Consider the following 19,990-nt stretch of genomic DNA (forward strand, 5'->3'; position numbering starts at 1 on the left):
CGGGCTGTTACTTCAGGGTTGCCAGGGCCTGCGCCGCTTGCGGCAACTCCAGCTCGCTGAAGACTTGCACACCATGGCGCTTGAGCAGCGCGGCGGTCACGCCCTCACCGCTGACCTTCACTCCACTGAACGTCCCGTCATAGGTCAGCAGATTCCCGCAAGACGGGCTGTTGGCCTTGAGCACGGCAATCCGGATGCCGTGCTGTTGCACCAGCTCCAGCGCCTGAGAAGCCCCCGATAGAAACTCGGCACTGACGTCCTCGCCCTCGGTGGTGATGACCGATGCAAGGCCATCAAGCACTTCACCGCCCTGCCCGCCGGGAATTTCCGCCGCAGCCCTGGGTGTCGGCAACCCGCCAGCGACTTCCGGACACAACGGCACCACCCGGCCCTCGGCAATCCACTGTTCCAACAGATCGAACGGCCCGCTGGCCCCGCCGTCGTAACGGACGCGGTGACCGAGCAAACAGCGGCTTACCAGAATCTTTTGCATGATCAGAACGGCTCGTTGCCACGACGGCGGAACCAGCCAGTCAAGGACAGGCGTTCTCGGGTCGCGGGCAGGACTTCGTGGGGCACGTCGCCCGACAGGAACACCACCAGGCATCCGCCGGTGGGCACCACATCGTGTTCGACGCCTTCGTCCAGGTACATGCGCAACTGACCGCCATGCTCGGGCAGCCAGGCGTCGTTGAGGTAGATCACCGCCGAGACCATGCGCCGGTCGTCGTCACGGAAACGGTCGACATGCTTGAGGTAGAAAGCGCCGGGCGGGTACAGGGCGAAATGGCTTTCGAAATCTTCCAGGCCCAGGAACAAACCACGATTCATCGCCTCACGCAGGCTGTCCATCAACCCCAGGTAGCTGTCGCAGGACTCGGCCTGGCCGGGTTCGAGCCACTGGATATGGTCGCCGCGAATGCCCTCGCGAATCTCCGAAAACGCCCCGCGCCCCACGGCGGCCGGGGCGAGCTCACCCTCGGCGGCACGTTTACGACATTCGGCGGCCAGCGCCCGGGTCAGGTCCAGGGGCAGGAAAATATTCTGCTGCGACCAGCCGTGTTCGGCCAGGTCGTCGACGATACGTAACAGCAGTGGATGATCAGAGGGTATGTGCATGGCGCGCATAGTATTCCTGTGCCCGCAAATCCGACAGAGCCACGCAGCGGAGGATTGGTCGGATAAGGTACTCAACCTGATACGAATTCTCGACAAGTACGAATGCCGCACGGAGAATAGTCGCCTGCTGACAGGAGTCCCTATGCGTCGCTTGCTTTTCTCACTGTTGATGTTCTGCGTTTTGCCCGCCTGGGCGGACGGCCACGACCAGTTGTACAAGGTCGCCGGTTGGCCAGAACAACGCGCGCATTTCAACGATGCTCTCTCGGCCGCTCAGCAGCGCTATCAGAACAGCTTGCCACCGGCAGTGTTCCAGGCCCTGGTCGACAACAGCAATCTGCGGTTCGCCCCCAAGGCCATGGACCAGCGCGCCGAAGCGCAACTGCGCAAGAAGCTCGCCGACCCGAAACCTGCGCTGACCTTCTTTCAATCGCCCCTGGGCAAGAAAATCGTCGCCGCCGAACTGCTGGCGACCCGTCGCGATCAATTGGCGAAAAACGCCAAGGGCTTGCCGAAGATGCAAGCCAGCGATACCCGTCAACTGATCATCGGCCACCTGGCCCAGGCCCTGCCCGCCCGCGAGGCCGGCGCTGAAGTCAGCCTGGCGATCGCAGGCGTCGCGGCCGACAGCCTGAGTTCGATGATCCCTGGCTTGCTCGGCAACGGTCAGGCTCAAGGCATGTTGAACGGTCAGCGCCAGCGCCTGATGGAGCAGATCGGCGCCGACCTGAACAACACGCTGCTGTATGTCTATCGCGACCTGTCGGATGACGAACTGGAAGAGTTTTCGACCTTTGCCGAGTCCTCTGAAGGCAAGGCTTATTACCAAGCGGCATTGGCGGCGATTCGGGCGGGGTTGGCAGTGGGGCAAAGTACGTCGAGCCTGACCCAGTAATTTTTGGCGTCCGTGAAATGGCCCGCGAAGACTATCGAAATGTCACCGCCGATCCCGACTCATGCGCTTGGTCAAAAACCCGAAATACTCCTGCCGCAGCCCCGGCGACTCATTCGCCAGATGATGCCGCGCCTCAGGCAGCATCAACACCTGGGGCCGATCGAACTTGCCTCGCAGCACTTCAAGGTTGTGCTCCCAATCCACGGTCATGTCCGCCTGCCCCTGCACGATCAGCGGCCGCCGCGGGCTGCTCGGTGCCGCTTCGATACGCTTGATCCACCGTCCCAGCGCACCGACCCAGGCCGTTGGCAGACGCAGCGGTTGCAGCGGATCGGCCTGCAGGAACGCGAGGAAGTCAGGGTCGTTGGAATTCTCGCTGAAGCGCCGGGCGATGCCTTTGACAAACGGCTTGAGCAGGTAATAACTGAGCCGCGACCAACCCCAGGCTCGCGGCCGCACCAAGGGCGACAGCAGAATCACTTGCCCCTGGGCCGGGCTGCTCGCACCTTGATTGAGTACATGGTCGATCACAATCGCCCCGCCGGTGCTTTGCCCGCACAAGTGCCAGGGCTGCGGAAGGCCCAACGACTGCGCCTCGGCCAGCAGGCCTTGCAGGGCGCTCTGGTACTCGGCGAAGTCCTTGATACTCGCCCGTTCGCCACTGGACAAGCCATGCCCCGGCAGGTCGCAGGCGATTACCGCAAACCCTTGGTCCAGCGCCCACTCAATCACATGCCGGTAGAGCCCGGTGTGATCGTAGAAGCCGTGAAATAGAAACAGCGTCGCCTTCGCCCGCTCGGGCCACCAGAGCTGGCTGACCACTTCATAACCATCGATCTCGAAACGCCCCAAGCCACGGCGCAGGGTCCGCTGTGGAAAATCCAGCCCGTAAAAACGCTGATAGGCCATGGCCTCCGTCGACAGCGGCCGCCACTCGGCCAACGGCCGCAGGCTGGCACGCAAATGATCGGGATCGAAAGTGGCAGACATGGGCTATTCCAGAGCGCTAAACGGACTTTATCGGCCTGCGATATTCATCTGTCGCAGCAAGCATGGCAAGCTAGCCGACCTTCGAGGATTGAAACCCATGCGCCCGGCCTATCGCACCACACTGCTTGCCAGCCTGCTCGCCCTTGTGTGTGCCAGTGTGCTGTGGGCCGCTTACGACTGGTTTCAGGGACGCTACCTGCGAGCCTTCAGTTCGCACACCGCCGTGTTCTCCGGCGACCCGTTGCGCCTGCCCGACGAACTCGCCGGCCCCGGCGCCATTCGCCTGGTGCACTTCTGGGACCCGGCCTGCCCATGCAATGTCGGCAACCAACAACACCTGACTGAACTGGTTGAGCAATATGTACCGCAGGGCGTCGAGTTCTATACGGTACAAAAGCCCGGCAGTCACGGCCAGTTGCCCGGCACCTTGAGCCGCCTGAAAACCCTCGCTGTCCTGCCTGGCTCCGAACAGATTCCCGCCAGTCCGGCAGTGGCGATATGGGACCGCGACGGCAAGCTGGCATATTTCGGCCCGTACAGCGAAGGCCTGACCTGCAATTCGAGCAACAGTTTTATCGAGCCTATCCTGCAAGCGCTGAACGCAGGCAGGGCGGTGAACGCCACCCATACGATGGCGGTGGGTTGCTACTGCCCGTGGCCCGCGGTGGCGAAGTAAGGCATTCCTGACTTTTCCAGGACCGCGATGCCCGGCACAGGAGGTCTGTGCTACACGTTTGCAGCCCACACGGGCGGCAATCCCGAAAGAACAAGGAGCCACCATGAAACGCGTCCTGACCGTACTTGCCTTGCTGATCGTCGCGCTCGCCGCCGGGGGCGGCTGGTATGTGTACAGCAAACAACCGACGCGCCAGGGCCAGGTGGCGTTGCAGCATCTGCAAGGCTCAGTGACCGTGCGCTACGACGAGCGCGGCGTGCCGCATATCCGCGCCGAAAACGAAACCGACCTCTACCGCGCCCTCGGCTACGTGCAGGCCCAGGACCGACTATTCCAGATGGAAGCCGTGCGGCGCCTGGCCCGTGGTGAGCTGGCCGAAGTCCTCGGCCCGAAACTGCTCGACACCGACAAACTGTTTCGCAGCCTGCGCATCCGCGAACGTGCTGACAGTTACGTGGCCGCGCTGGATCGTGAGTCGCCGGCGTGGAAGGCCCTGCAAGCCTATCTGGACGGCATCAATCAATATCAGGACAGCCACGCCGCGCCAGTAGAGTTCGACGTGCTGGGAATCCCCAAGCGCCCTTTCACCGCCGAAGACAGCATCAGCATCGCCGGCTACATGGCCTACAGCTTTGCCGCGGCGTTTCGCACCGAACCCTTGCTGACTTACGTGCGTGACCAACTGGGCGCCGATTACCTGAACATCTTCGACCTCGACTGGCAGCCCAAGGGCCTGCTGGCCAAAAGGCGCCCCAGCCCCGCGCCGGTCCTCGCCGCCAGTGACTGGAAAGACCTGAACGCCCTTGCCCGTCTGAGTGAGCAGGCTCTGGCCGACCACGGCCTGCCGCAATTCGAAGGCAGCAACGCCTGGGTGATTTCCGGCAACCGCAGCAAAAGCGGCAAGCCGCTGCTGGCCGGTGACCCGCACATACGCTTCTCGGTGCCGTCAGTGTGGTACGAGGCGCACCTGTCGGCGCCAGGCTTCGAGCTGTATGGCTACCATCAGGCGCTGGTGCCGTTTGCATTTCTCGGCCACAACCTGGACTTCGGCTGGAGCCTGACGATGTTCCAGAACGACGATCTGGACCTGATCGCCGAGAAGGTCAACCCGGACAACCCGAACCAGGTCTGGTATCGCGGCAAGTGGGTGGACATGGTCACCACCGAACAACAGATCGCAGTGAAAGGCCAGTCACCGGTCACATTGACGCTGCGCCAGTCGCCCCATGGCCCGATCGTCAACGATGCGCTTGGCACTGCCGCCGGCAAGACGCCGGTTGCCATGTGGTGGGCGTTCCTCGAAACCCCGAATCCGATCCTTGACGGCTTCTACCAGCTCAATCGCGCCGACACCCTGGCCAAGGCCCGCGCCGCGGCCGCCAAGGTTCAGGCTCCAGGGTTGAACATCGTCTACGCCAACGCCAAGGGCGACATCGGCTGGTGGGCCTCGGCGTTGCTGCCCAAGCGTCCGGCCGGGGTGAAGCCCGGTTTCATCCTCGACGGCAGCACCCCTCAGGCGGACAAGGAAGGTTTTTACCCGTTCAGTGCCAACCCGCAGGAAGAAAACCCGGCGCGGGGCTACATCGTCTCGGCCAACTTCCAACCGGTGTCGCCGACCGGCATGGAAATTCCCGGCTACTACAACCTCGCCGATCGCGGGCAGCAGCTCAATCGCCAGCTCAGCGACAAGAACGTGAAGTGGGACAACGCGGCCAACCAGAAGCTGCAACTGGGTACGACCACCGCCTACGGGCCGCGCTTGCTGGCGCCTTTGCTGCCGGTACTGCGTGAAGTGGTGAGCGACCCGGCCGAACTCAAACTGGTGGAGCAACTGGCGCAGTGGAGCGGCGATTACCCACTGGACTCCATCAGCGCCACCCTGTTCAACCAGTTTCTGTTCAACCTCGCCGACGCGACGATGCACGATGAACTGGGCAATGACTTCTTCGAAACGCTGCTCCCGACCCGGGTGATCGATGCCGCGCTGCCGCGCCTGGCGGCCTCCGCCGACTCGCCGTGGTGGGACAATCGCAACACCCCTGGCAAGGAAACCCGCGCCGATACGGTCAAGGTGGCCTGGCAAGCGAGCATGGCTCATCTCAAAGCCACCCTTGGCGCCGATTCCGCGCAATGGCAGTGGGGCAAGGCGCACACCCTGACCCACGGCCATCCGCTGGGGATGCAAAAGCCCCTGGACCAGATTTTCAACGTTGGCCCATTCGCGGCACCCGGCACCCACGAAGTACCGAACAACCTCTCGGCCAAGATCGGCTCGGCGCCGTGGCCCGTGACCTACGGCCCGTCGACCCGGCGGCTGATCGACTTCGCCGACCCGGCCCATAGCCTGACCATCAACCCGGTGGGCCAGAGCGGCGTGCCGTTCGACAGCCACTATGCCGACCAGGCCGAGGCGTATATCGAAGGGGTTTATTACCAGGCGAATTTCAATGAGGAAGAAGTGATGGCCAATACCCGCAGCACCTTGAAGCTGTTGCCGGCGCGGTAGATTTTTTCTGGCCGGGCTGACGCCTTCGCCACAAAATTCTGGGCCATAAAGTCAAAAGATCGCAGCCTGCGGCAACTCTTACGGGATTCACATTCCACTGTAGGAGCTGCCGCAGGTTGCGATCTTTTGATCGGCAGCAGTTTTAAGCCGCTTCCGGTGCCTGCGCCCGACGTACGTCCGGTTGTTTCCAGGAGTCGGCAGCGGCTTCCTCGATGGCTTGCTGGATCGCACGTTTGCGGCTTTCTTCGGCGCGACGGCTGAAGAACCAGACCAGGAAGGTCACCAGCGACACCGCCAGCAGAATCAGGCTGGCCACGGCGTTGATCTCAGGCTTCACGCCCAGGCGCACCGCCGAGAACACTTCCATCGGCAGGGTCGTGGAGCCTGGCCCGGACACAAAGCTCGCCAACACCAGATCATCCAGCGACAAGGCAAACGACATCATGCCGCCGGCCGCCAGTGACGGCGCGATCATCGGAATGGTGATCAGGAAGAACACTTTCCATGGCCGCGCACCGAGGTCCATGGCGGCTTCTTCGATGGACAAATCCAATTCACGCAAGCGCGCCGACACCACCACCGCCACATACGCTGCACAGAATGTGGTGTGAGCGATCCAGATGGTGACGATGCCGCGCTCCTGCGGCCAGCCGATCATCTGCGCCATGGCCACGAACAGCAGCAACAGCGACAGACCGGTGATCACTTCCGGCATCACCAGCGGTGCGGTAACCAGGCCGCCAAACAGTGTGCGGCCCTTGAAGCGGGTGATGCGGGTCAGCACGAACGCCGCCAGCGTCCCCAATGCCACCGCCGCTATCGCCGTGTAGCAAGCGATTTCCAGCGAGCGCACCACTGAGCCCATCAGTTGCGTGTTGTCGAGCAGGCCCACATACCATTTGATCGACCAGCCGCCCCACACCGTTACCAGTTTCGAGGCGTTGAACGAGTAGATCACCAGGATCAGCATTGGCGCGTAGATGAACAGCAGACCCAGCACCAGCATCAGGTTCGAGAAACGGAAGCGCTTCATTCTTTACCCTCCATTTCCTTGGCCTGACTGCGGTTGAACAGGATGATCGGCACAATCAGGATTGCCAGCATCACCACCGCCAGGGCAGACGCCACCGGCCAGTCGCGGTTGTTGAAGAACTCTTGCCAGAGCACTTTACCGATCATCAGGGTTTCCGGACCACCGAGCAGTTCCGGGATCACGAACTCCCCCACCACCGGGATGAACACCAGCATGCAGCCGGCGATAATGCCGTTTTTCGACAGCGGCACGGTGATCTTCCAGAAGCTGTTGAAGTTGCTCGAACCGAGGTCCGATGCGGCTTCCAGCAGGCTGTGATCGTGTTTCACCAGGTTGGCGTAGAGCGGCAGGATCATGAACGGCAGATAGGAGTAAACAACCCCGATATAAACCGCCAGGTTGGTATTGAGGATCTGCAACGGCTCGTCGATCCAGCCCATGCTCATCAGAAAACCATTGAGCAGCCCGTTGTTGCTGAGGATGCCCATCCACGCATACACGCGGATCAGGATCGCGGTCCAGGTCGGCATCATGATCAGCAGCACCAGCACCGTTTGCAGCTCTTTGCGGGCGGTGGCAATGCCATAGGCCATCGGGTAGCCGATCAGCAGGCAGAGGATGGTGCTGAACAGCGCCATCTTCAGCGAGCCTAGGTAAGCGGCGATGTACAACTCGTCATCGCCCAGCATCGCGTAGTTGGCCAGGTTGAGTAGCACCTGCAGTTTCTGGTCAACGAAGGTGTAGATCTCGGTGTACGGCGGAATGGCCACGTCGGCTTCAGCGAAGCTGATCTTCAGGACGATGAAGAACGGCAGCATGAAGAACATGAACAGCCAGATGAACGGAACCCCGATGACCAGCTGACGGCCACCGGGAAGTATTCGATTGAGCCGGCGTTTGAGTTTGCGCATGTTCATGAGCGAAGTACCACGCCGCTGTCGTCTTCCCACCACACGTAAACCTGGTCACCCCAGGTCGGGCGCTGGCCACGGCGCTCGGCGTTGGCGACGAAGGACTGCACCAGCTTGCCGCTCGGCAGTTCGACGTAGAACACCGAATGGCCGCCGAGGTAGGCGATGTCGTGCACCTTGCCGCTGGACCAGTTGTGTTCGCAGGTCGGCATTTCGGCCGTCACCAGCAGTTTTTCCGGACGGATTGCGTAAGTAACGGACTTGTCCTGCACCGAGGTGCTGATGCCGTGACCCACGTAAATGTTGCGGTCCAGATCCTTGCAGGTGATCAGTGCATGGCCCTCGGCGTCGTCCACCACTTCACCTTCGAAGATGTTGACGTTGCCGATGAATTCGCAGACCAGGCGGCTGGTCGGGGTTTCGTAGATGTCGATCGGGCTGCCGATCTGGGCGATCCAGCCCAGGTGCATGATCGCGATGCGCTCGGCCATGGTCATGGCCTCTTCCTGGTCGTGGGTCACCATGACGCAGGTTACGCCGACGCGTTCGATGATCTCGACCAGTTCCAGCTGCATTTGCGAACGCAGCTTCTTGTCCAGCGCGCCCATCGGTTCGTCGAGCAACAACAGCTTCGGCCGCTTGGCCAACGAACGCGCCAGGGCCACGCGCTGACGCTGACCACCGGACAGCTGATGCGGTTTGCGCTTGGCGTACTCGCTCATCTGCACCAGCTTGAGCATCTCGGCCACGCGGGCATCGACCTCGGCCGTCGGGATCTTGTCCTGCTTGAGGCCGAAAGCGATGTTCTGCGCCACGGTCATGTGCGGGAACAAGGCGTAGGACTGGAACATCATGTTGATCGGCCGCTCGTACGGCGGCATGTCAGTGATGTCTACGCCATCGAGGAAAATGCGCCCCTCCGTGGGCCGTTCGAAACCTGCCAGCATCCGCAGCAAGGTGGATTTGCCCGAACCCGAGCCGCCGAGCAAGGCGAAGATTTCGCCTTTCTTGATTTCCAGGGACACGTCGTCCACGGCAATCGTCTCGTCGAACTTTTTGGTGACCCGGTCGATTTTGACCAACACCTGTTTAGGTGATTGGTCGCCCTCGAGGGCTTTCTTATAGGCGCCGGAGGCAACTGCCATTTACGAAACTCCCAACAGAATTTGCAGTTCGCTCAATGTGGCGAACCTGGATAGGTTGACGCTATTTGCCCGACTTGACCTTGGTCCAGCTGCGCGTCATCAAACGTTGAATGTTCGGCGGTAACTCGATGGACACGTACATCTTGTCGAGGACCGCTTGCGGCGGATAAACCGACGCGTCAGTGCGTATGGATTGTTCCATCAGTTTGTCCGACCCAGGGTTTGGGTTGGCGTAGCCCACGGCATCGCTGACCTTGGCGATTACCTCAGGCTTGAGCAAATAGTTGATGAAGGCGTGGGCTTCCTTGACGTTGGCCGCATCCTTGGGGATCGCCAGCATATCGAACCAGAGCGCGCCGCCCTCTTTTGGAATCGAGTAGGCGATGTTCATGCCTTTACCGGCTTCAGCCGCGCGGGCCTTGGCCTGGAACATGTCGCCGGAAAAACCGATCGCAACGCAGATATCGCCGTTGGCCAGGTCCGCGATGTATTTGGATGAGTGGAAGTACGTCACATAAGGCCGCACCGCCAGCAATTTAGCCTCGGCCTTTTTGTAGTCTTCGGGGTTGGTGCTATTGGCGTTCAGGCCCATGTAGTTGAGGACCGTGGGCATCATTTCATCGGCGGAGTCGAGGAACGCGACGCCGCAGCTGTGCAGCTTCTTGATGTTTTGCGGCTCGAACACCACATCCCAGGAGTCGATCTTGTCGAGCCCCAGCACAGCCTTGATCTTGTCGACGTTGTAACCGATGCCGTTGGTGCCCCACAGATACGGCACGGCATATTGGTTACCCGGATCGTTCTGCTCCAGGCGCTTGAGCAACACCGGGTCGAGGTTGGAATAGTTGCCTAGCTTAGACTTGTCGAGCTTCTGGAAAGCGCCGGCCTTGATCTGCTTGCCAAGGAAATGGTTGGACGGCACGACCACGTCGTAACCGGTACGCCCGGCCAGCAATTTGCCTTCCAGGGTTTCGTTGGAATCGAATACGTCGTAAATCGGCTTGATACCGGCGTCTTTCTGGAAGTCGGCCAGGGTGGTCTCACCAATGTAGTCCGACCAGTTATAAATATGCACCGTGCCGGTGGCCTGGGCACTGACGGCAAGCGTCAGCCCGGCGCCGACCAGCAGGGCATTGCGCAACAAAGAAAAAACAGGCAAGTGGAGGTCCTCTAAAATTAGTTGGGCCCAAGTTGCCCCGCGCTACATGACAGCCATGGCTGCCTGACAACAAAACCGGCGCGCAACTTACCCTCGAAAAACCGTTCCAGCAAACTTTATGAAGATCCTGTAGCAGCGGCCGCAGGCTGCGTTCAACTGCGAAGCAGTTGTGCTGTCGAAAAGCGGAGGTCCTTCGGACCTCAACGCAGCCTTCGGCAGCTGCTACAGGGTTTATTACTTATTTACCGGATTTGATCTTGGTCCAGCTGCGGGTCAGTTCACGCTGGGTTGCGGCTGGCAAATCAGCGATCGCATACAGCTTGGCCTGTACTTCAGGAGTCGGATAGATGCCCGGATCCGAAGTGATGTCCTTGCTCACATACTGGGTGGCTTCAGCATTACCGTTAGGGAAACGCACGGCGTTGGTGATGTCAGCCATTACTTTCGGTTGCAGCAGGTAGTTCATGAACTTGTAGGCCCCCTCGACGTTTTCCGCATCCTTGGGGATTGCGACCATGTCGTAGAAGCTGCCAGCGCCTTCTTTTGGAATGGCGTAACTGACTTTCACCTTGTCACCGGCTTCGGCAGCACGGGACTTGGCTTGCTGGACGTCACCCGAATAGCCGACGGCTACGCAGATGTTGCCGTTGGCCAGGTCCGAGATGTACTTCGAGGAGTGGAAGTAGGTGATCGAAGGACGAATCTTGAGGAACAGCTCCTCGGCTTTCTTGATGTCTTCTTTCTTCTGGCTGTCGGTTGGCAGACCCAGGTAATGCAGGGCGACCGGCAGCATTTCGGTCGGCGAATCCAGGAAGCTCACGCCGCAGCCCTTAAGCTTGGCAATGTTTTCAGGCTTGAGCAGGGTGTCCCAGGAATCGATCGTGTCGACGCCCAGTGCTGCCTTGACTTTCTCAGGGTTGTAACCGATCCCGATCGAGCCCCACATGTAAGGGAAGGCATGTTTGTTGTCCGGGTCACTGACGGAAACCGCTTTAAGCAGTGATTTGTTCAGGTTGCCGTAGTTGGACAGCTTGGACTTGTCCAGCTCCCGGTAAACACCGGCCTTGATTTGCTTGGCGAGGAAGTTGTTCGACGGTACGACAACGTCGTAACCGGACTTGCCTGCCAGCAACTTGGCTTCCAGGGTTTCGTTGCTGTCGAATACGTCGTACACCACCTTGATCCCGGACTCTTTTTCGAAGTTCGCGATGGTGTCCGGTGCGATGTAATCGGACCAGTTGTACACGTGCAGCACTTTATCGTCGGCCTGAACGGCGCCCGCCATCACGCCCATCAGGGACATGGCGAGGAGGGTCTTGCCAGTTATCTTCATACCTAATGCCTTCATGGGTAATGCTCCAGTTTTTCTTTTTAACCACGTGCTCAGCAGCCTGTTACAGGGCATCCGAACAACCGTTAGTCTGGCAAGATCCAAGGCAGGCTTTCAAGGAAAGCCCCATCCTTTGTTTGCACTGAGCGAAGTGCAGACATTGCACCTCGCTCAGAGCCTAGCACTTAGCCCTGCAACGCACTCAGGGTCAGGTCCAGGCACTTGCGCGCCTTGGTCACCAACTCGTCGATTTCAGCCGGTGTAATCACCAGTGGCGGAGCAATGATCATGGTGTCGCCGACCGCGCGCATGATCAGGCCGTTGTCGAAGCAGAACTGCCGGCAGATCATGCCGACGCCCTTGCCTTCGTAACGCTTGCGAGTGGCCTTGTCCTGAACCAGCTCGATAGCCCCCAACAGACCGACCCCACGCACTTCCCCCACCAACGGGTGATCGTTCAGTTCCCGTAGACGCTTCTGCAAATAAGGTGCCGTCTCTGCTCGCACATGCTCGACAATTTTCTCATCGCGCAGGATGCGGATGTTTTCCAGCGCCACCGCCGCGGCCACCGGGTGCCCGGAATAGGTGAAACCGTGGTTGAAATCACCACCTTCGTTGAGCACCTCGACCACATCGTCATGCACGATCAGGCCACCCATCGGGATGTAGCCGGACGTCAGACCTTTGGCGATGGTCATCATGTGGGGCTTGAGGTCGTAGAAATCGGTACCGAACCACTCACCGGTACGACCGAAACCGCAGATCACCTCGTCGGCCACGAACAGGATGTCGTACTTGGCGAGGATTTCCTTGATGCGCGGCCAGTAGCTGTCTGGCGGAATGATCACGCCGCCGGCGCCCTGGATCGGCTCGGCAATAAAGGCACCGACGTTGTCGACGCCGATTTCCAGAATCTTCTCTTCCAGCTGATTGGCCGCCCAGATACCGAACTCTTGTGGCGTCATGTCACCGCCTTCACCGAACCAATACGGTTGGGCGATGTGGACGATGCCCGGGATCGGCAAATCGCCCTGTTCGTGCATGTACGTCATGCCACCCAGGCTCGCGCCGGCCACGGTGGAGCCGTGATAGCCGTTCTTGCGACTGATGATGACTTTCTTCTTCGGCTGGCCCTTGATCGCCCAGTAGTGGCGAACCATCCGCAGCATGGTGTCGTTGCCTTCGGAACCGGAACCGGTGAAGAACACATGATTCATGCCTTCAGGCGCGATTTCAGCGATGACCTTGGCCAGCTCCAGCACCGGCGGGTGAGCGGTCTGGAAGAACAGGTTGTAATAAGGCAGTTCGCGCATTTGCTTGGCGGCGGCATCGGCCAGTTCATCGCGACCATAGCCGATCGCGACGCACCACAGACCGGCCATGCCGTCGAGGATCTTGTTGCCTTCGCTGTCCCAGAGGTAAACACCCTTGGCATTGGTGATGATCCGCGGGCCTTTCTCTTTCAGCTGCTTGAAGTCGCTGAACGGGGCCAGGTGGTGATCATTGCTCAGGGTTTGCCATGCACGGGTTTGCGGGTTGTTGCTGGTCATGCGAATTCTCCTTGGATTGCAGTGACGGCGCGACGTCAGAGGGCAATCACGCCCCTTGTCGCGCCCGGCGCATCAGACGGCGAAGAGCAGGAACTCCCGCTCCCACGAACTGATCACGCGCTTGAAGTTTTCATGCTCGGCCCGCTTGACCGCGACGTAGCCTGTGATGAATTTCTTGCTCAGATACTTTTCGATGGTCTTGCTGTTTTCCATACGATCCAGCGCGTCTTCGATGGTTAACGGCAGGCGCAGATTGCGCCGCTCGTAACCACGCCCCACCACCGGGGCACTCGGGTTATGCCCTTCGAGCATCCCGATCAGGCCGCACAACAGGCTGGCGGCGATGGCCAGGTAAGGGTTGGCGTCGGCACCCGGCAGACGGTTTTCCACCCGACGGTTCTGCGGCCCGGCATCCGGAACCCGCAGGCCCACGGTGCGGTTCTCTTCGCCCCACTCCACGTTCACCGGTGCCGAGGTATCCGGCAGGAAGCGGCGGAACGAATTGACGTTGGGCGCGAACAGCGGCAGCAACTCAGGGATGAATTTCTGCAAACCGCCGATGTGATGGAGGAACAGCTGGCTCATGGTCCCGTCTTCATTGGAGAAGACGTTTTTGCCGGTCTCGATGTCGATGATGCTCTGGTGCAAATGCATGGCACTGCCCGGCTCGCCAGTCATGGGCTTGGCCATGAAGGTCGCCGCCACGTTGTGCTTGAGTGCGGCTTCTCGCATGGTGCGTTTGAACACCAGAATCTGGTCGGCCAGGGACAGGGCATCGCCGTGACGGAAGTTGATTTCCATCTGCGCAGTGCCGTCCTCGTGGATCAACGTGTCGAGGTCCAGCTCCTGCAATTCGCACCAGTCGTAGACGTCTTCGAACAACGGGTCGAATTCGTTCGCCGCTTCAATGGAGAACGACTGGCGACCGGTTTCCGGACGACCGGAACGGCCAATCGGCGGTTGCAACGGGTAGTCCGGGTCATCGCTGCGCTTAGTGAGGTAGAACTCCATTTCCGGCGCCACGATCGGCTGCCAGCCGTGGTCGGCGTAGAGTTTCAGTACCTTCTTGAGCACGTTGCGCGGCGACAGCTCGATCGGGTTGCCCTGCTTGTCGTAGGTGTCGTGGATCACGATGGCGGTGGGTTCAATGGCCCAGGGCACCAGGAACACGGCGTTCTGGTCGGGGYGGCAGACCATGTCGATGTCGGCCGGGTCGAGCAGTTCGTAATAGATGTCGTCTTCGACATAGTCGCCGGTCAYGGTCTGTAACAGAACGCTTTCGGGCAGGCGCATGCCTTTTTCGGCGATGAACTTATTGGTCGGCGAGATCTTGCCCCGGGTGATGCCGGTCAGGTCGCCAATCATGCATTCGACTTCTGTGATCTTGTGGTCTTTCAACCAATCGGTGAGCTGGTCGAGGTTGTTACTCATAAATGCCTCTTAGGCTTGAGTTTCCTGACTTTTATAAGTCAGGCGTTGTTTGACGCATCGGCGTCGCGTTGTAATGCGCGCTTGCGGCAGGCATCGCCAAATGCCTGGAAAATCGCAAGGTAGTCAGGATTCAAGCTTACCTGCCATTCGGGATGCCATTGCACGCCTAAAGCAAAAGCTTTGCCTTCGATTACAGAGACCGCTTCGATCAGCCCATCGGGCGCCACAGCTTCCACACGAAGGCCCGGCGCCAGCCGCTCGACGCCCTGACCATGAATCGAGTTGACTTGAATGTCGCTCGCCAGGCCCAGCCCCGCAAGTACACCGCCCGGCTGGACGTGCACCGGGTGACTGGGGGCGTACTGCCCTTCGAGCGGCAGGCTGTCGTCTTCACGGTGGTCCATGAAGGGACCGGCCTCGTGGACCTTCTGATGCAGGCTGCCACCGAATGCCACATTCATTTCCTGGAAGCCGCGGCAGATACCGAGCACGGGAACGCCAGCCTCGACAGCGGCGCGGATCAGCGGGAGAGTGGTGGCATCGCGTGCAGAATCATGAGCAGTACCCGGCGCGCTGGCCGGGCCGTTGTAGTGAAACGGTTCTATATTAGAAGGAGAGCCTGTAAAAAGAATGCCGTCCAGAGCGTCCAGAATATCGGACGGCGCCAGTCGATCTGCCAGGGATGGAAGAATCAACGGCAGGCCTTTGGCAGCTGAAGCCACGGCGCGTACGTATTTGTCGCCACTGATGTGATAAGCATGCAGACCGATCTGCTTTGAGCAGGCGGTGACGCCGATTAACGGCAGGCGAGACATGAAGCACCCCGGTATTATTGCTGTTATGGGTTTGAATCGAGCTTAGCCTTGTTCATTTTTTTACACAACACCCCCGTAAAAAATACAACACGGCCCGCTCAAGCCCGCGGGAGCCAAGACGTCAGAAGACAAAAATACGCCCCAAAGTGCCTCAAAAAAGCCTTGCGAGCGCTTTTTTAGGGCAAAAAAGGCCTCGCTTGACTTCGGCATGCCGTTCGGGTTGACTGGAATCTGAAAAGATCAATGATTGATATTTTTAACAACAAAGGTGTTGCATCATGTCGGTACCCCCGCGTGCCGTTCAGCTTAACGAAGCGAACGCGTTCCTTAAGGAACATCCTGAGGTTCTGTACGTTGACCTTCTGATTGCGGATATGAATGGTGTGGTGCGCGGCAAGCGCATCGAACGCACCAGCCTCCACAAGGTTTACGAGAAAGGCATCAACCTGCCGGCCTCTCTATTTGCTCTGGATATCAATGGCTCGACGGTGGAAAGCACCGGCCTGGGCCTGGACATCGGCGATGCTGACCGAATCTGCTATCCAATCCCCGACACCCTGTGCAATGAGCCCTGGCAGAAGCGCCCGACTGCGCAACTGTTAATGACCATGCACGAACTCGAAGGTGAACCATTCTTCGCCGACCCGCGCGAAGTCCTGCGTCAAGTGGTGACCAAGTTCGATGAGATGGGCCTGACCATCTGCGCCGCGTTCGAACTGGAGTTCTACCTGATCGACCAGGAAAACGTGAACGGTCGCCCGCAACCGCCGCGCTCGCCGATCTCCGGCAAACGTCCGCACTCGACCCAGGTCTACCTGATCGACGATCTGGATGAATATGTCGACTGCCTCCAGGACATTCTGGAAGGTGCGAAAGAGCAAGGCATCCCTGCCGACGCGATCGTCAAGGAAAGCGCCCCGGCGCAGTTCGAAGTGAACCTGCACCACGTGGCCGACCCTATAAAGGCCTGCGACTACGCGGTGCTGCTCAAGCGTCTGATCAAAAACATCGCCTACGACCATGAGATGGACACCACCTTCATGGCCAAGCCATATCCAGGCCAGGCGGGTAATGGTCTGCACGTCCACATCTCGATTCTTGATAAAGATGGCAAAAACATTTTTGCCAGCGAGGATCCCGAGCAGAACGCCGCACTGCGTCACGCGATCGGCGGTGTGCTCGAGACCCTGCCGGCGCAGATGGCTTTCCTCTGCCCGAACGTCAACTCCTACCGTCGTTTCGGCGCGCAGTTCTACGTGCCGAACTCGCCGTGCTGGGGCCTGGACAACCGCACCGTGGCGATTCGCGTACCAACCGGCTCCTCCGATGCCGTGCGCATTGAACACCGTGTGGCTGGCGCCGATGCCAACCCGTACCTGCTGATGGCCTCGGTCCTGGCCGGCGTGCACCACGGCCTGGTCAACAAGATCGAGCCGGGCGCGCCCGTGGAAGGCAACAGCTACGAGCAGAACGAGCAAAGCCTGCCGAACAACCTGCGCGATGCACTGCGCGAGCTGGACGACAGCGAAGTCATGGCCAAGTACATCGATCCGAAATACATCGATATCTTCGTCGCCTGTAAAGAGAGCGAGCTGGAGGAGTTCGAACACTCCATCTCCGACCTCGAGTACAACTGGTACCTGCATACCGTGTAAACGGTTGCTGTAAATACAACGCCGCCGGCCTTACCGCCTGCGGCGTTTTTTTATGGCCGCCTGCGGCGGTTCGCGGGCAAGCCTCGCTCCTACAAGCCCATGTCGATCGGCGCCCCTGTAGGAGCGAGGCTTGCCCGCGAAAGCGTCCTGGCAGACAACAAAGAAACCTGCTCGTACAATGCCCGCTGCCCTGCAGGAGACTTCAATGACCCGACTCGCCACCCCACGCAAACCCCGCGCACGCAGCCAGGCCCGGATCGATTCGATACTCGATGCCGCCCGCACGCTGCTGGCCGCCGAGGGCGTGGCCAGTCTGTCGATCTACAGCGTCGCTGAACGCGCAGAGATCCCGCCCTCCTCCGTCTACCACTTTTTCGCCAGCGTCCCGGCCCTGCTCGAAGCCCTGACCGCCGACGTCCACGCCGCGTTCCGTGCTTGCCTGCAAGCGCCCATCGACCACCACGCCCTCAACGGCTGGCGCGATCTGTCGCGACTGGTGGAGCAACGCATGCTCGACATCTACGACGAAGACGCCGCTGCCCGCCAACTCATCCTCGCCCAGCACGGCCTGACCGAAGTCACCCAGGCTGACCGCCAGCACGACATCGAACTCGGCGACCTGATGCACAAACTGTTCGACCATCACTTCGAGCTGCCAAAGCTGCCGACAGATGTCGATGTGTTTGCCCTGGCCATGGAGCTGGGAGATCGAGTGTATGCGCGCTCGGTGCAGCAACATGGGCAGATCACACCGCGCATGGCTGAAGAAGGGATGCGGGTGTTTGATGCCTACCTCGGGCTGTATTTGCCGCCGTACCTGCCCAAGCGCGTAGCGCTTTAAAAGATCGCGGCCTTCGAATACACCACCACTACCACTGCACGCATAAAAAACCCCGAAGGGCTCACACCCTCCGGGGTTGTTGTTGGCGCACGCACTTACAACTTGGCGATCGACACCTCGGTGGATTTCACAAACGCGATCACTTCGCTGCCGACCACCAGTTCCAGCTCTTTCACCGAACGAGTGGTAATCACCGAAGTGACGATGCCGGAGGCAGTCTGCACGTCGATTTCCGAGAGGACGTCGCCGAGCACGATTTCCTTGATCGAGCCTTTGAACTGGTTACGAACGTTGATGGCTTTGATAGTCATGATGTTGATTCCTGTCGTTGGATGAGTTTTAACGTTATTGAGCCCAGCGCAATTGCGTGGGCAATGGTGAAACAGGTTCCGGTTCCGGCGGTTGGCCGGGTACCGACAGCACGCGGTTGAGCACTTCGGTTTCCAGCGCCGCCAGCCGATGGGAGCCGCGAACCCGAGGGCGCGGCAATTCCACTGCCAGGTCGAGGCCGACTTCGCCCTCTTCAATCAGAATCACCCGATCGGCAATCGCCACCGCCTCACTGACGTCGTGGGTCACCAGCAACACGGTGAAACCGTGCTTCTGCCAGAGCCGTTCAATCAGTTGCTGCATTTCAATACGGGTCAGGGCATCCAGTGCGCCCAGCGGTTCGTCGAGCAACARCAGGCGCGGTTGATGGATCAGCGCGCGGGCCAGGGCCACGCGTTGCTTCTGGCCACCGGACAGTGCCGCCGGCCATTCGTGGGCGCGGTCCGCCAGGCCGACCGACTCCAACGCTTCCAGTGCTTGCGGCCGCCAGTTGCCCTTGAGCCCGAGACCGACGTTGTCGATGACCTTCTTCCACGGCAGCAACCGCGCTTCCTGGAACATCAGCCGGGTGTCTTCCCGGGCGGCACTCAGCGGCGCGGAGCCAGCAAACAACTCGCCAGCCGTAGGTTTGTCGAGACCGGCGAGCAAGCGCAACAAGGTGCTTTTGCCACAACCGCTGCGCCCGACCACCGCCACAAACTGCCCGGCAGGAATGTGCAGGTCGATTTCACGCAGCACTTGCCGCGAACCGAAGGTCTTTTGCAGCTTGCGCACTGCCAGCGGGATTCCGCGCAGCAGGCGTGGAGGTTGTTGAGCCGTCATGCGGCACCTCCCTTGGCAACCTGATAGGCCGGATGCCAGCGCAGCCACACGCGTTCAAGTCCACGGGCCGCGAGATCAGCGAGTTTGCCGAGCACGGCATACAACAGAATCGCCAGTACCACTACGTCGGTCTGCAAGAATTCCCGGGCATTCATTGCCAGGTAGCCAATGCCGGCGTTGGCGGAGATGGTTTCGGCGACGATCAGGGTCAGCCACATGAAGCCCAGGGCAAAACGCACTCCGACCAGAATCGAAGGCAGCGCACCCGGCAGGATCACCTGACGGAACAGGCTGAAACCGGACAGGCCATAACTGCGGGACATTTCCACCAGCGCCGGATCGACGTTGCGGATGCCGTGGTACGTGTTGAGGTAGATCGGGAACAACGTGCCCAACGCCACCAGGAAAATCTTCGCCGACTCATCGATGCCGAACCACAGGATCACCAGCGGAATCAGCGCCAGGTGCGGTATGTTGCGGATCATCTGCACCGAACTGTCGAGCAGGCGTTCGCCCCACTTCGACAGGCCGGTGATAAAGCCCAGCGCCAGGCCAATGCCGCCGCCAATGGCGAACCCGAGTGCCGCGCGCCAGCCGCTGATAGCCAGGTGAGTCCAGATTTCACCGCTGCGGAACAGGCTCACACCGGCTTCGATCACCGCGATGGGCGCCGGCAGAATCCGCGTCGACAACCAGCCCGCCGACACCGACAACTGCCATACCGCCAGCAACAGAATCGGCAACACCCAGGGTGCGAGGCTGTGGATAGTTTTCTTCATGGC

General features: G+C 60.1%; 19 protein-coding genes. 5 read left to right on the forward strand and 14 right to left on the reverse strand.

Features of this window, described 5'->3' with window-relative positions:
- Positions 1 to 7: 7 nt before the first annotated feature.
- Positions 8 to 493, reverse strand: a complete 486-nt coding sequence (locus AC1DIS_RS13195; protein WP_018928644.1) for a 2-thiouracil desulfurase family protein — start codon at positions 491 to 493, stop codon at positions 8 to 10.
- 2 nt (positions 494 to 495) lie between these two features.
- Positions 496 to 1,128 (reverse strand): 2OG-Fe(II) oxygenase, encoded by a 633-nt coding sequence (locus AC1DIS_RS13200; protein ID WP_018928643.1) that lies wholly within the window; start codon positions 1,126 to 1,128, stop codon positions 496 to 498.
- Positions 1,129 to 1,261: 133 nt separating this feature from the next.
- On the opposite strand from AC1DIS_RS13200, the gene AC1DIS_RS13205 reads away from it, so the two are divergent.
- A complete protein-coding gene (locus AC1DIS_RS13205) occupies positions 1,262 to 2,014 on the forward strand; it encodes a DUF2059 domain-containing protein (protein ID WP_018928642.1) in 753 nt (250 codons plus the stop codon).
- A 42-nt stretch (positions 2,015 to 2,056) separates the two neighbouring features.
- Here the strand turns inward: AC1DIS_RS13205 and bipL are convergent, their stop codons facing one another.
- Positions 2,057 to 3,004 carry a phospholipase BipL gene (gene bipL, locus AC1DIS_RS13210; RefSeq protein ID WP_018928641.1) on the reverse strand — a complete coding sequence of 316 codons (948 nt, stop codon included), beginning with the start codon at positions 3,002 to 3,004 and terminating at the stop codon, positions 2,057 to 2,059.
- A gap of 97 nt (positions 3,005 to 3,101) precedes the next feature.
- Here bipL and AC1DIS_RS13215 point away from each other — a divergent pair, with 97 nt between their 5' ends.
- Complete coding sequence (locus AC1DIS_RS13215) at positions 3,102 to 3,680, forward strand: DUF6436 domain-containing protein (protein ID WP_086944381.1); 579 nt, start codon at positions 3,102 to 3,104, stop codon at positions 3,678 to 3,680.
- A 103-nt stretch (positions 3,681 to 3,783) separates the two neighbouring features.
- Positions 3,784 to 6,186: a penicillin acylase family protein gene (locus tag AC1DIS_RS13220; protein ID WP_477743608.1), complete on the forward strand. Its 2,403-nt coding sequence runs from the start codon at positions 3,784 to 3,786 to the stop codon at positions 6,184 to 6,186.
- Positions 6,187 to 6,328: 142 nt separating this feature from the next.
- On the opposite strand, the gene AC1DIS_RS13225 is transcribed toward AC1DIS_RS13220, so the two are convergent.
- From AC1DIS_RS13225 to AC1DIS_RS13260, 8 genes are all read right to left on the reverse strand, one after another.
- Complete coding sequence (locus AC1DIS_RS13225) at positions 6,329 to 7,219, reverse strand: ABC transporter permease subunit (RefSeq protein ID WP_476217278.1); 891 nt, start codon at positions 7,217 to 7,219, stop codon at positions 6,329 to 6,331.
- Positions 7,216 to 8,136, reverse strand: a complete 921-nt coding sequence (locus AC1DIS_RS13230) for an ABC transporter permease subunit (protein ID WP_018928637.1) — start codon at positions 8,134 to 8,136, stop codon at positions 7,216 to 7,218. The genes AC1DIS_RS13225 and AC1DIS_RS13230 overlap by 4 nt, the downstream gene beginning before the upstream one ends.
- Positions 8,133 to 9,275, reverse strand: coding sequence for an ABC transporter ATP-binding protein (locus AC1DIS_RS13235; protein ID WP_018928636.1), 1,143 nt, complete (start codon positions 9,273 to 9,275; stop codon positions 8,133 to 8,135). The genes AC1DIS_RS13230 and AC1DIS_RS13235 overlap by 4 nt, the downstream gene beginning before the upstream one ends.
- 61 nt (positions 9,276 to 9,336) lie before the next feature.
- Positions 9,337 to 10,434, reverse strand: coding sequence for a polyamine ABC transporter substrate-binding protein (locus AC1DIS_RS13240; RefSeq protein ID WP_064621021.1), 1,098 nt, complete (start codon positions 10,432 to 10,434; stop codon positions 9,337 to 9,339).
- Positions 10,435 to 10,672: 238 nt separating this feature from the next.
- Positions 10,673 to 11,767: a polyamine ABC transporter substrate-binding protein gene (locus tag AC1DIS_RS13245; RefSeq protein WP_018928634.1), complete on the reverse strand. Its 1,095-nt coding sequence runs from the start codon at positions 11,765 to 11,767 to the stop codon at positions 10,673 to 10,675.
- Between the two features lie 182 nt (positions 11,768 to 11,949).
- Positions 11,950 to 13,314, reverse strand: coding sequence for an aspartate aminotransferase family protein (locus AC1DIS_RS13250; protein ID WP_018928633.1), 1,365 nt, complete (start codon positions 13,312 to 13,314; stop codon positions 11,950 to 11,952).
- A 72-nt stretch (positions 13,315 to 13,386) separates the two neighbouring features.
- Positions 13,387 to 14,745 carry a glutamine synthetase family protein gene (locus tag AC1DIS_RS13255; protein ID WP_477780913.1) on the reverse strand — a complete coding sequence of 453 codons (1,359 nt, stop codon included), beginning with the start codon at positions 14,743 to 14,745 and terminating at the stop codon, positions 13,387 to 13,389.
- Between the two features lie 38 nt (positions 14,746 to 14,783).
- Positions 14,784 to 15,560, reverse strand: coding sequence for a gamma-glutamyl-gamma-aminobutyrate hydrolase family protein (locus tag AC1DIS_RS13260; protein ID WP_064621023.1), 777 nt, complete (start codon positions 15,558 to 15,560; stop codon positions 14,784 to 14,786).
- A 278-nt stretch (positions 15,561 to 15,838) separates the two neighbouring features.
- Between AC1DIS_RS13260 and AC1DIS_RS13265 the strand changes: the two genes are divergently transcribed.
- Together AC1DIS_RS13265 and AC1DIS_RS13270 are read left to right on the forward strand one after the other, a co-directional pair.
- Positions 15,839 to 17,215, forward strand: a complete 1,377-nt coding sequence (locus AC1DIS_RS13265; RefSeq protein WP_018928630.1) for a glutamine synthetase family protein — start codon at positions 15,839 to 15,841, stop codon at positions 17,213 to 17,215.
- A 205-nt stretch (positions 17,216 to 17,420) separates the two neighbouring features.
- Positions 17,421 to 18,056: a TetR/AcrR family transcriptional regulator gene (locus AC1DIS_RS13270; protein ID WP_064621024.1), complete on the forward strand. Its 636-nt coding sequence runs from the start codon at positions 17,421 to 17,423 to the stop codon at positions 18,054 to 18,056.
- Positions 18,057 to 18,151: 95 nt separating this feature from the next.
- Here AC1DIS_RS13270 and AC1DIS_RS13275 read toward each other — a convergent pair whose 3' ends face one another.
- Genes AC1DIS_RS13275 through ssuC form a run of 3 tightly spaced genes read right to left on the reverse strand, consistent with a single transcriptional unit; the run spans position 18,152 to position 19,987 of the window.
- The gene (locus AC1DIS_RS13275; protein WP_003229256.1) at positions 18,152 to 18,367 is read right to left on the reverse strand and encodes a TOBE domain-containing protein; all 216 of its coding nucleotides are present in this window, start codon (positions 18,365 to 18,367) and stop codon (positions 18,152 to 18,154) included.
- Positions 18,368 to 18,401: 34 nt separating this feature from the next.
- Positions 18,402 to 19,208 (reverse strand): aliphatic sulfonates ABC transporter ATP-binding protein, encoded by an 807-nt coding sequence (ssuB, locus tag AC1DIS_RS13280; RefSeq protein WP_064621025.1) that lies wholly within the window; start codon positions 19,206 to 19,208, stop codon positions 18,402 to 18,404.
- Positions 19,205 to 19,987, reverse strand: coding sequence for an aliphatic sulfonate ABC transporter permease SsuC (ssuC, locus tag AC1DIS_RS13285; RefSeq protein WP_428635441.1), 783 nt, complete (start codon positions 19,985 to 19,987; stop codon positions 19,205 to 19,207). Before ssuC ends, ssuB begins: the two co-directional genes overlap by 4 nt.
- Between the last annotated feature and the right edge of the window lie 3 nt (positions 19,988 to 19,990).

Source organism: Pseudomonas sp. 05N433, from assembly GCF_056396925.1.